The sequence below is a fragment of the Actinoplanes utahensis genome, from assembly GCF_016862455.1.
GTDB lineage: Bacteria > Actinomycetota > Actinomycetes > Mycobacteriales > Micromonosporaceae > Actinoplanes > Actinoplanes utahensis.
In genome coordinates this window covers 81,041-92,916 of the sequence record NZ_BOMZ01000103.1, presented here as the reverse complement: position 1 = coordinate 92,916, position 11,876 = coordinate 81,041, and the positions used below count along the sequence as shown (strand labels likewise).

9 protein-coding genes are annotated in these 11,876 nt (G+C 71.7%); 4 read left to right on the top strand and 5 right to left on the bottom strand.

The annotated features are described in order from the left end of the window. Positions 1-1,061: S1C family serine protease (locus Aut01nite_RS36425; protein ID WP_063958824.1), on the bottom strand; the 1,061-nt coding region annotated here is incomplete at its 3' end. Between the two features lie 146 nt (positions 1,062-1,207). Between Aut01nite_RS36425 and Aut01nite_RS36420 the strand changes: the two genes are divergently transcribed. From Aut01nite_RS36420 to Aut01nite_RS36405, 4 genes are all read left to right on the top strand, one after another. After that, positions 1,208-2,515: an HRDC domain-containing protein gene (locus Aut01nite_RS36420; RefSeq protein ID WP_083999549.1), complete on the top strand. Its 1,308-nt coding sequence runs from the start codon at positions 1,208-1,210 to the stop codon at positions 2,513-2,515. A gap of 246 nt (positions 2,516-2,761) precedes the next feature. Further along, positions 2,762-3,958, top strand: a complete 1,197-nt coding sequence (locus Aut01nite_RS36415) for a thiolase family protein (protein WP_043528936.1) — start codon at positions 2,762-2,764, stop codon at positions 3,956-3,958. Then, positions 3,955-6,015: a 3-hydroxyacyl-CoA dehydrogenase NAD-binding domain-containing protein gene (locus tag Aut01nite_RS36410; protein ID WP_043528935.1), complete on the top strand. Its 2,061-nt coding sequence runs from the start codon at positions 3,955-3,957 to the stop codon at positions 6,013-6,015. Before Aut01nite_RS36415 ends, Aut01nite_RS36410 begins: the two co-directional genes overlap by 4 nt. Before the next feature lie 142 nt (positions 6,016-6,157). Next, positions 6,158-7,096, top strand: a complete 939-nt coding sequence (locus Aut01nite_RS36405) for a hypothetical protein (protein WP_043528933.1) — start codon at positions 6,158-6,160, stop codon at positions 7,094-7,096. 99 nt (positions 7,097-7,195) lie between these two features. On the opposite strand, the gene Aut01nite_RS36400 is transcribed toward Aut01nite_RS36405, so the two are convergent. From Aut01nite_RS36400 to Aut01nite_RS36385, 4 genes are all read right to left on the bottom strand, one after another. Continuing rightward, positions 7,196-8,368: a sensor histidine kinase gene (locus Aut01nite_RS36400; protein WP_043528959.1), complete on the bottom strand. Its 1,173-nt coding sequence runs from the start codon at positions 8,366-8,368 to the stop codon at positions 7,196-7,198. A gap of 29 nt (positions 8,369-8,397) precedes the next feature. Continuing rightward, positions 8,398-9,072 (bottom strand): response regulator transcription factor, encoded by a 675-nt coding sequence (locus tag Aut01nite_RS36395; protein ID WP_043528932.1) that lies wholly within the window; start codon positions 9,070-9,072, stop codon positions 8,398-8,400. A 57-nt stretch (positions 9,073-9,129) separates the two neighbouring features. Continuing rightward, positions 9,130-10,455 carry an outer membrane protein assembly factor BamB family protein gene (locus Aut01nite_RS36390; RefSeq protein ID WP_152628922.1) on the bottom strand — a complete coding sequence of 442 codons (1,326 nt, stop codon included), beginning with the start codon at positions 10,453-10,455 and terminating at the stop codon, positions 9,130-9,132. 76 nt (positions 10,456-10,531) lie between these two features. Further along, complete coding sequence (locus Aut01nite_RS36385; RefSeq protein ID WP_152628921.1) at positions 10,532-11,860, bottom strand: outer membrane protein assembly factor BamB family protein; 1,329 nt, start codon at positions 11,858-11,860, stop codon at positions 10,532-10,534. Between the last annotated feature and the right edge of the window lie 16 nt (positions 11,861-11,876).

Here is an 11,876-nt window from a genome sequence, read left to right as displayed (position 1 = left end):
CAGGGGACGTTGCAGGCGCCCAGGGTCTGGCAGGCCGTCGCGATCGGGATGGCCAGGCCGATGCCCTCGGCGTCCCGGGCCTTCGCGGTGGCCAGGCCGACCACCCGCTTGTTCGCGTCGACCACCGGCCCGCCGGAGTTGCCGGGGTTGATCGGGGCGTCGAACTGGATCGTCGGCCCGTCCTCGGTGGTCCGGAACGCGCTGATCACCCCGGTGGTGACCGAGTCCTCCAGGCCCAGCGGCGCGCCGACCACCATCACCTGCTGACCGGATTTCACCGAGCCCGGGGCCACCTGCAGCGGCGTGACGTCCTTCTCGGTCCGCAGCAGCGCCAGGTCCTTGGCCTCGCTCACCTTCACGATCGTCGCGTTGACCCGGGTGCTTCCTCGTTCCAGGGCCACCGTGCGGTCACCGGCCTCCCAGACCTCCTGCACCACGTGGAAGTTGGTGAACAGGTTGGTTCGCCCGCCGGCCCGGCCGATCGCGAAGGCGGTGCCGGTGAACTCGCCCGCCCGGACCCGGAAGACGCTGGGCAGGACGCCCTCGGCGACCCCCTCCGAGTCGAAGACCGAGGTGAGCCGTTTCTCCAGCTCCTCGGTCTTGCCCTGCGAGGTGCTCACCCGCTCGGCCAGGTCGTTGCTGCTCTGGATCATGCTCTCCACCCGGAACGCCTGCCAGCCGGAGACCGCCACCAGGGCCACCACCAGCCCGATGATGATCGGCTTCGCCCGGCCGCGCCGTTCCTTCCCGGGAAGCGCCGGGGGCGGCGCCTGATGGACCGGCTGCGGGACCTGGTAGACCGGTTGGGAAGCCTGATAGACCTGTTCCTGGTAGACCTGTTCCTGATGGATCGGCTGCTGATACACGGGCTGCTGGTGGACGGGCTGTTGGTAGACCGGCTGTTGGTAGACCGGCTGTTGGTAGACCGGCTGCGCCCACGGGTCCTGAGCCTGCGTGTCACCCCAGGAACGGTCGTCCTGCCAGGAGTCCGGCCACTCTTGGGAACGCCGGCGCCCGCCGGATCCGTTGGCGGGCGTGAAGGGCTCGAAAGAAGTGGACATTCTGCGCGGCCTCCCGGTGGTCTCGGCGCTGCGACAGGTGGTACGGACCGGAAGGCGGAACGGATGAACTCCCCGAAAGATCGAGAATCGACGCGCCGAGTGCCCTGCTGCGCACGGCGAGGGTGCCGTCCCCGTACGGTTACGGAGTGACCGACGAAGCACCCCTGCGCCGTCGGGACTCGCCGGACACGGCAGGAGACGGACCGCACGATGTGCCGCCCGACCCGTCTGGCGGTCCCGAGGAAGTTTCCCGCCCCAGCACACCCCTGACCGCGCCGCGGGACGGCACGCCCCGCCCGGTGGAGACCCCGGCCGAGCTGGCCGAGATCGTCGCCCGGCTGACCGCCGGCACCGGGCCCGTCGCGGTGGACGCCGAGCGCGCCTCGGGCTACCGCTACACCCAGCGCGCCTACCTGGTGCAACTGCGCCGGACCGGCGCGGGAACGGTGCTGATCGACCCGCTGCCCCTGGACGATCTGCGCACCCTCGACGCCGCGCTGGCCGACACCGAGTGGGTGCTGCACGCCGCCAGCCAGGACCTGCCGTGCCTGGCCGAGATCGGCATGCGGCCGCGCCGGTTGTTCGACACCGAGCTGGCCGCGCGACTGGCCGGTTTCGAGCGGGTCGGCCTGGCCGCGCTCACCGAGCAGCTGCTGGGTTACTCGCTGGAGAAGCACCACTCGGCCGCGGACTGGTCGACCCGCCCGCTGCCGGAGTCCTGGCTCACCTACGCCGCTCTGGACGTGGAGCTGCTCACCGACCTGCGCGACCTGCTCGCCGAGGAGTTGGAGCGGCAGGGCAAGGCGGCGTGGGCGGCCGAGGAGTTCGCCGCCCTGGTGGCCGGCGCGGACCGCCCGCCCCGGGTGCGCCCGGACCCGTGGCGCCGGACGTCGGGGATACACCGTGTCCGCGGCGCCCGAGCGCAGTCCCGGGTCCGCGCGCTGTGGTACGCCCGGGACGGTGTCGCCGCCCGCAAGGACTCCGCGCCCGGCCGGGTGCTGCCGGACTCGGCGATAGTCGCCGCGGCCGAGGCGGATCCGAAGGACGAGCGCACCCTGCTCGGCATCCCCGGGTTCGGCGGCCGTTCGGTGCGCCGGCTGGCGAAGATCTGGCTGGACGCGCTGGACGCGGCCCGGTCGCTGCCCGACGACGAGCTTCCGGTGAACCAGCCGATCGACGGCCCGCCTCCGCCGCACCGCTGGGCGGAACGCGATCCGGTCGCCGCGGCCCGGCTGGCCCGATGCCGGCAGATCGTGGTGGGCACCGCCGAGCGCCACAACCTGCCGCCGGAGAACCTGATCAGCCCGGACTTCATCCGCCGGCTGGCCTGGTCCCCGCCGGACGAGATTACGCCCCGCACGGTCAGTGACACGCTGCTCGGCTTCGGCGCCCGCAACTGGCAGGTGGTGCTTCTCAGCGACGATCTCGCGGGCGTCCTGCCGGAGACCGCCTGAGGGGTACGCCCGGCAGAGGCGCCGCCGGCGGTGGCCCCGCTCACCTCCCGGCTGGTCGTCATCGCCGTCTCCGCGCGGTGGAGACAGCGATGACGACCAGCCGGAGTTCTCCAGTGGCGGTTCCCCGCGCCGATATGTGGGTCTGACTTCGGGATGTGACCTTTTTCCGGAGGGCCTGGCAGCTACTAGTTACTGGCGAGTAGCATTGCCGACACATTTGGGTTCACGCCCGCAAGGAGGCTTGCTGTGCCCCGTGAAGTACGCGAGGTCGTCTTCGTCGACGGCGTCCGCACCCCGTTCGGCAAGGCGGGCGGCATGTATGCCGAGACCCGCGCCGACGACCTGGTGATCCGCTGTATGCGCGAACTGCTGAAGCGCAATCCCCAGCTTCCGCCGGAGAAGGTGGAGGAGGTCGCGATCGCGGCCACCACCCAGATCGGCGACCAGGGCCTGACCCTCGGCCGGACCGCCGCTCTGCTGTCCGGTCTGCCCAAGACCACGCCGGGTTACTCGGTGGACCGGATGTGCGCGGGCGCCATGACCGCGGTGACCAACGTCGCCGGCGGCATCGCGATGGGCGCGTACGACATCGCCATCGCCGGTGGCGTCGAGCACATGGGCCGGCACCCGATGGGCGAGGGCGTCGACCCCAACCCGCGGATCCTGGCCGAGAAGCTGGTCGACCCGTCCGCCCTGGTGATGGGCTCGACGGCGGAGAACCTGCACGACCGGCTGCCGCACATCACCAAGGAGCGGGCCGACAAGTACGGCCTGAACTCGCAGGTCAAGACCGCCAAGGCGTACGCCGACGGCAAGATCCAGCCGGACCTGGTGCCGGTGGCGATCCGCAGCAAGGAGCTGGGCTGGGGCCTGGCCACCGTCGACGAGGCCCCGCGCCAGACGTCGCTGGAGAAGCTCGCGACCCTGAAGACCCCGTTCCGCCCGCACGGCCGGGTCACCGCCGGTAACGCGGCCGGTCTCAACGACGGCGCGACCGCGGCGATCCTGGCCGACGAGGCGACCGCCCGTGAGCTGGGCCTGCCGGTCGCGATGCGGATGGTGTCCTACGCGTTCGTCGGCGTCGAGCCGGAGATCATGGGTTACGGCCCGATCCCGTCGACGGAGAAGGCGCTGAAGAAGGCCGGCCTGACGATCGACGACATCGGCCTGTTCGAGCTGAACGAGGCCTTCGCGATCCAGGTGCTCGCCTTCCTGGACCACTACGGCATCGCCGACGACGACCCGCGGGTCAACCCGTGGGGCGGCGCGATCGCCATCGGTCACCCGCTCGCGTCCTCGGCGATCCGCCTGATGACGCAGCTCGCCCGGCAGTTCGCCGAGCGTCCCGACGTCCGCTACGGGATCAACGCGATGTGCATCGGCATCGGCATGGGCGGCACCGTTATCTGGGAGAACCCGTACTGGGAGGGCGCGGCCAAGTGATCGAGAACCCGAACGAGGTAGTCACCAAGGCGATCCTCCGTCTGGTGCCGGTACCCGGACTGGACCAGCCCGCCGCCCTGATCACCCTGGACAACGGCTTCGACCACAAGAAGCCGAACAGCTTCGGCCCGGCCGGCCTGAAGTCGCTGGACGAGGCGATCACCGCGGCCACCGCGGCGAACCCGTCGTTCATCGCGCTGACCGGCAAGCCGTACATCTTCTGCGTCGGCGCCGACATCACCGGCATGCCGCTGATCTCCTCGCGGGAGCAGGCCGTCGCGCTCGGCGAGCTGGGCCACCGGGTCTTCGCCCGCCTGAAGAACAGCGAGATCCCGACCTTCGCGTTCGTGAACGGCGCGGCGATGGGCGGCGGCCTCGAGGTGGCGCTGCACTGCCACTACCGGACGGTCTCCACCGGCGCGGCGGCGCTGGCGCTGCCCGAGGTCGCGATCGGCCTGATCCCCGGCTGGGGTGGCTCGCAGATCCTGCCGAACCTGATCGGCATCATCAACGCCGCCCAGGTGATCCTGTCGAACCCGCTGACCCAGAAGACGCTGCGCCCGAAGCAGGCCAAGGAGTGGGGTGTCGCGGACGCCCTGTTCGAGGCGGCCGACTTCCTGGAGGACTCGCTGGCCTGGGCGGCCGGCGTGGTCAAGGGTGACGTCACCGTCGAGCGCCCGGAGATCGACCGCAAGGACTGGGACGGCGTCCTGGAGTTCGCCAAGGCCGTTCTGGACGAGAAGACGCACGGCGCCATCCCGTCCGCGAACAAGGCCCTGGAGCTGCTCGCACTCGCCAAGACCGCCTCGTTCGAGGACGGCACGGCGGCCGAGACGGAGGCTCTCGCCGACCTGATCCTCGGTGACGAGTCCCGCGCCAGCCTGTACGCGTTCGACCTGGTCCAGCGCCGCGCCAAGCGCCCGGTCGGCGTGCCGGACAAGTCGCTGGCCCGCAAGGTCACCAAGGTCGGCATCGTCGGCGCCGGCCTGATGGCCTCCCAGCTGGCCCTGCTGTTCCTGCGCCGCCTTCAGGTCCCGGTCGTGCTGACCGACCTGGACCAGGAGCGGGTCGACAAGGGCGTCGCGTACGTGCACGCCGAGATCGAGAAGCTCGTCGCCAAGCGCCGGATGGACGAGGGCACCGCGGCCAAGCTGCGCCTGCTGATCAGCGGCTCGGTCGACAAGGCCGTCTTCGCCGACGCCGACTTCGTGATCGAGGCCGTCTTCGAGAACCTCGAGCTGAAGAAGCAGATCTGGGCCGACTTCGAGAAGATCGTCTCCCCGGAGGCGATCCTGGCGACCAACACCAGCTCGCTGTCGATCACCGAGATGGCGGCCGGTCTGGAGCACCCGGAGCGGCTGGTCGGCTTCCACTTCTTCAACCCGGTCGCCGTCCTCCCGCTGCTGGAGATCATCCGGGGCGAGAAGACCGACGACGCCACGCTGGCCACCGCGTTCGAGGTCGGCAAGACCCTGAAGAAGTCGTCGGTGCTGGTCAAGGACGCCCCGGCGTTCGTGGTCAACCGCCTGCTCACCCGGGTCACCAGCGAGATCTTCCAGGCCGTCGACGCCGGCACCCCGCTCGACGTGGTGAACGTGGCGATGGACCCGCTGGGCCTGCCGATGCGCCCGATCGCGCTGCTCCAGCTGGTCGGCCCGGCCGTCGCCTACCACGTGGGCGAGACGCTGCACGCGGCGTTCCCGGACCGCTACGTCGACTCGGCGAACCTCAAGCGGATCGTCGACGCGAAGCTGCCGGTCATGGTGGACAAGGAGATCAACCCCGAGGTGGTCGCCATCCTCGAGGTCGGCGACACTCCGCTGACCGCCGACGAGGTCCGGCAGAAGGCGCTCGACGGCCTGGCCGAGGAGATCCGCCTGATGCTCGACGAGGGTGTGGTCGCGGAGGCGCAGGACATCGACCTGTGCATGATCCTCGGCGCGGGTTACCCGTTCCACCTGGGCGGCGTCACGCCGTACCTGGACCGCAGCGGCACCGCGGAGAAGGTCACCGGTAAGCGGTTCCTGGCGGACGGCGTGGCGAACGTCCGCAGCTGACCGAGATCCGACGTTCGATGGCCCCCGCGCTGCTGGCGCGGGGGCCATCGGCGTGCTGGTGTGGGAATTCACCCGCTGAGAGGTCTACCGCCGTTCCCGGGCGTCGATAGGATCCAGCGACTATTCGATTGATGGAGTCCCGATGACATACCCCCCGCCGCCCGGCCAGCCATCGCCCGGCGAACCGCTTCCGCCGACCCGGCAGTTCGGCGCCCCCGAGCCGCCGCAGTACGGCGCGCCCCAGTCTCCGCCGCCCTACGGCGCGCCCCAGTCACCGCAGCAGCCGCAGTACGGTCAGCCGCAGTACGGCCAGCCACAGGTGCCGCAGCAGCCGCAGTACGGCCAGCCCCAGCAGCAGTACGGGCAGCCGGAGTACGGCCAGCCCGACTACGGCCAGCAGCAGGCGGGTTACGGCCAGCAGCAGGCGGGCTACGGTCAGCAGCCGCCGCCCGGTTTCGCGCCACCCCCGCCCGGCTTCGCGCCCCCGCCCGGCGGCCCGGCGAAGAAGTCCAAGGCCCTGCCGATCGTCCTGGTCGTCATCGGGATCGTGCTGGTCCTCTGCGTCGGCGGCGGCGTCGCGTTCTACATCTTCGCCAAGGACGAGATCGACGCCGGCGTCGAAGCCTCGAAGATCACCATCAGTGAGCCGGCCACCCTCGGCGGCCAGCCCAAGCTGAACAGCCAGGAGTTCGCGTCGCTGACCGCGGACATGGAGAAGGAGCTGGCCGGCTACCCCGGCGCGTCCAGCTCGTTCGGCGCGTTCTACGGCGACATCACCAAGTCGCAGATGACCGCCGCGATCGCGACGAAGGCCACCCTCGCCGACCCGAAGGCGGAGCTCGACGCGTCCTTCAAGTCGTTCAGCGAGACCGCCCAGATCAGCGGCATCACCCCGGTCGGCACCGGCACCCTCGGTGGCGTCGCGCAGTGCGGCACCGCCGCCATGGAGGGTGAGAAGGTCGCCGTCTGCGGCTGGGCCGACCAGGGCAGCGTCGGCATGATCATGTACTTCTTCAAGACGGCCGACCAGGTGGCCGCGGAATTCCCGAAGCACCGCGCCGAGATCGAGACCAAGAGCTGATCCGGTACGCCGTGCCGGGCCGGTGTGGTGCCCACACCGGCCCGATACGGCGGGCCGCGTTTCGGTGCCGGGAGCCTGCGGACGGCGTACCCGAAGGAATCAGCGCACTCGCGGAACGCTCGCGGTGGCCGCGACCACCGGCGTGGTGTCCGCGGCCGGCAGGGCCACCGTGACCTCCAGCCCGCCGCCCTCCTGAGCCACCGCGGAGACCGTGCCGCCGTGCGCGTCGCAGACCGCGCGCACGATCGACAGGCCCAGGCCGGAACCGCGCGTGCCGGTCCGTTCCCAGCCGCCCCGCTGGAACGGCTCGAACAGCCCCGGGACGTCGGCCTGCTCCACCTCGAAACCGGTGTTGCCGACGATCAGCCGGGCCTGCCCGTGCACCGACTCGGTGCGCAGCCAGAGCCGGCCCAGCAGGTGGTTGTAGCGGATCGCGTTCTCGATCAGGTTGCCGGCCAGCCGGTCCAGCAGGCTCGGGTCGCCGACCACCGGCGCCGCGGAGAGCTCCGTGGTGACGTTCAGTTTCAGCCGCTCCGCCTCGGCCTTGACCGCGGACAGCGCGTTGTAGGCGCTGGTCGCCAGGTCGGCCGGCATCTTGCGGACCAGCCGGCGGCCGGACTGCGCCTCCGACCGGGCCAGCACCAGCAGCGCGTCGACGAGCCCGTTCGCCCGCTCGGAGGCGTTGCGGACCACCTTGGCCATCCGCCGGTACTCCGCGACATCCGCCTCGTCGTCACTGAGGGTCACGTCGATCTCGGTGCGCATCACGGCGAGCGGCGTGCGCAGCTCGTGCGACGCGTTCGCCACGAACCGTTTCTGCGAGTCGAACGCGGCCGCCAGCCGGTCCAGCATCGCGTCGAACGTCCGGGCCAGCTCGGCCACCTCGTCGTCCGCCCCCGAGTAACGGATCCGCTGGTCCAGGGTCTCCTCACCGAGCCGCTGCGCGGTCTGGGTCACGTAGTGCAGCGGCCGCAGCGCCCGGCCGGCCACCGCGTACGCCAGCGCGACACCGATCACGCCGACCGCCAGCAGCGCACTGAACCCCTTGATCAACAGCTCCCGGGACGCCTGCGCGACCATCGCGGTCTGCCAGGTCAGCGCCTCCTGGCTGGTCCCGTCCTGCAACGTGACGGTGGAGCCGGCCCGCAGCTCGTCCACCGGATGCAGCGACTCGCTGACCAGCAGCCAGGCCAGCAGCACCAGCACCGCCCCGGCGCCGACCAGCAGGATGCCGTTGAGCAGGGTCAGCCGCAGCCGCAGCGTCGGCCGCATCGACCGGCCCACACGTCCCGGATAGACGGTCACGAGGCCACGACCGGCTCGGGAATCCGATAGCCGGCGCCGACCACGGTCTCCACCAGCGGCGGATCGCCCAGCTTCTTACGCAGAGTGTTGATGGTGACCCGGACCGTGGTGGTGAACGGGTCGGTGTTCGCATCCCACACCCGGTCCAGCAGCTCCTCGGTGGAGACCACCCCGCCCTTGGCCTTGAGCAGCTCCTCCAGGACGCCGAACTCCTTGTTGGTCAGCTCCAGCGTCACCCCGCCCCGGGTCACCACCCGGCGTGACTGGTCGAGCACCAGATTCCCCGCGATGAGCACCGGCGGCGCGGCCGGGGTCGCCCGCCGGCCCAGCGCCTGCACCCGGGCCACCAGCTCCTTGAAGTCGAACGGCTTCGGCAGGTAGTCGTCGGCGCCGAGCTCCAGGCCCTCCACCTTGTCCTCCACCGAGGCGCTGGCGGTCAGCATCAGCACCCGGGTCAGGGCGCCCGACTCGACGAGCGCCGCGCAGATGTCGTCGCCGTGCATGCCGGGCAGGTCCCGGTCGAGAACCACCACGTCGTACCGCGTCACATAGGCCATCTCGTGGCCCTGGAGGCCGTCGTAGGCGACATCCACCGCCATCCCCTTGCGGCGCAGACCACGCGCGATGGCGTCGGCCATGTCCCGCTCGTCTTCCACCACCAGCACGCGCACCGCAGACCTCCATCACCCGGTCGTGTACGTGCAGGTTACCGACCGGGAACGGGAACGTCAGAGCCGCCAGAGGGAGACCAGGCCGTCCAGCCGCCGGCAGACCATCGTGATCGGCCCGAACTGGCAGTCCCCGGTGACCCGTTCGGCCGAGCCGAGCACCTCGGTCCTGCCGGTGGTGACGTCGAGGACCCCGTAGAACAGGGTGCCGTCGACCGGCTGGTGCCGGTAGACGTAGGCGCTGTCCGGCTCCGGCCCCGGGCCGCCGAAGGTCCAGGCCCCCACGCGCGCGGTGACCCGGCCGGTGGCCGGGTCGAGAACCGCGAGCCCCGCCTCGGGCCGGCCGGAGGCGGACACCAGCAGCCGGCTGCCGAGCGGCTGCACCACGTCCCACCCCTGCTGCTGCCACAGCACCCGCCCGGTGGCCGCGTCGAGGCCGGACAGCCCGTTCCCCTGGTGCAGGAAGCAGAGCACCGCGGGACAGCTCACCGGGAAGTTCTCCTGGCTCGTCACCGGCTCCGGGGTCTCCCAGCGCGGGGCGAGGGTCCGCGCGTCGAAGGCGACCGTCCGCCCGCCGCCGGTGACCGTCGCCACGCCGCTCGCCACCATCAGATAGGTCTGCCCGTCCATCACCGGCGCCGGGACCCGGGTGGCGGTGGTGATCCGCCCGGTCGTCCCGTCGAGCACCTCCAGCCGGCCGTCCGGGCGCAGCAGGTAGAGCAGGTCCGGGACGCCCGCCCAGAGGAACTCGTTGCTGACCGTGAACTGGCCGCCCACCGGGATCTCCACCGACCAGCGCGTCGTCCCGGTCCGCTTGTCGATCCCCTGCCAGGCCCGCCGGTTCGGCCTGCCGGGCACCGCGACATCGGAGAAGACCAGGGCCTGCGAGTCGTCCGCCCCGGCGCCGAACAGCATCGCCTCCCGCTTCCACACCGGGGGCCCGCTCCCGGGCCGCACCGCCATCACACCGGTCGTCCCGGACTCGTTCACCTGATAGCCGATCAGCAGCAGCCCGTCACCGCCGTCGGTCACCGAGTACATCTCGCCCGGCAGGGTCACCGAGTACTCACCCAGTGGCGCCGCCCCGGGCAGGGCATGAGCCCGGATCGTGTAGTCACGGGGCACACCGGCGGCGACGTCGGCGAAACCGAACAGGTAGAGCCGGTCCTTGATCAGCCACATCCCGTCGCGCAGCGCGAGCGGCAGGGTCACCGGGGGCTCCGGCGGCGGGGCCGGCGGCGCCGCCCCGCCGAGGACGGCGACCAGCACCACGGTGAGAAGACCCAGGATCCAGCGGTACGGCAGGGGCGCCCGCGGCAGGGCGGGCTCCTCCGCACCCGGCCCACCGGCCGCCATCTCACCGAGGTCGATCAACGCGTCTGGCACACCGGCTCCCGTCGGACGACTCGCCCCCTGGTGTAGACGACGCCCGCAATCCCGGACCGCCGCGACCCCGATGTGGTCACTCCCGGTACGCCCAGACCCGCAACCGGGCCCCGTCCCGGCAGACGATGTGCCAGTCGTCGGCCGCGCAGTCGCGCCCCTCGACGTCGGCCACGCCCAGCGTGCGGACCCGCGGGTCGCCCGGCAGCACCGCGCCGAACACCTGCCCGCCGCCCCGGTTGCCGCGCAGCAGCACCAGCATCCGCTCGGGCGGCGCGGTGACCTCCTGGCCCCATCCGGCCAGGTCCGTCCGCGGTTCCCCGGTCCGCGCGTCCACCAGCCGCAACGGTGTCCCGGACGACGCCTCGGTCCACAGCACGTACCCGGCGCGCGGGCTCAGGTAGTCGGCCGCCGGCAGACGCCAGCCCGGCTTCCCGGTCCGCGGATCGAGCACCAGCGTCTCGTCCCGGTCGCCGGTGCAGAGCAGGCCGGGACAGTCCGCCGGGTCCAGGGTGTACGCCAGATCCCGGGTCCACAGCCGGTCCAGGGTCCGGGCGTCGTACCCCACCTGCTTCCCGGCCTCCTGGTAGTCGACGAGCGCCACCCCGGCGAGCAGCGACGCGCTGCCCGGCCCCGACCCGTCCAGACGGGGCAGCGCCGCCTCCCGCAGCAGCTCACCGGTCCGCGCGTCGACCAGCGACAACCGGTCCGAGGAGGTGATCAGCACCGCCGGGTCGCCGTCCGGCAGCGGCTCCACGATCACCGACCCGGGCCGCTCGAACGTCCACCGCCGCTCACCGGTCGCCAGGTCCAGCCCGCGCACCTCGGTCCGTAGCGGCGGCTCGGTGTGCGGCTGCGCGTCCGCCGAGAAGTAGAGCCGTCCCGGGTCACCGGAGTCCTGGTCGTAGAGGGTGCCGGGCCGGAAGATCGCTTCCGTCGTCACCCCGGTGCCGCCCGATCCGGTCAGCATCCGCTGCGGGGCGGTCCAGCGGACCCGGCCGGTCCCCGGATCCAGCACGGTGGTCTCCCGGCCCTCGCCGACCAGCAGCACCCCGCCGATCCCGGTGACCTGGAGCGGGCCGAACATGCCGACCTCCGGATCGATCGGCACCTCGGTGGTCCACAGCCGCTCCGGTGTGGCCCGCAGACTCCACGCGTGCAGCAGTCGCCTGCCGCCGGACCGCTCGACGGTGAAGAGCCGGCCTCCGGCCAGCTGGATCCGCGCCTCGGTGGCGGGCAGATCACCCAGATAGCGCCAGGCCCAGCCGCTCGGCGTCGCCGCGCCACCCAGCACGGCGAGCAGGACCAGCGTCAACAGCAGGCCGAGACGGCGATAACGCCACGGCGGCGGGGTACGGGCGGCGTCCGGATCGAGCGGTGTGTCCAGATCCAGCTCGATCACCGTCACGCCGTGCACCTCCTGG

Excerpts from the sequence above, each read along its gene's own strand:
- Aut01nite_RS36405 (WP_043528933.1), top strand. The coding sequence starts at position 6,158 with ATGACATACCCCCCGCCGCCCGGCCAGCCATCGCCCGGCGAACCGCTT.
- Aut01nite_RS36400 (WP_043528959.1), bottom strand. The coding sequence starts at position 8,368 with ATGCGGCCGACGCTGCGGCTGCGGCTGACCCTGCTCAACGGCATCCTG.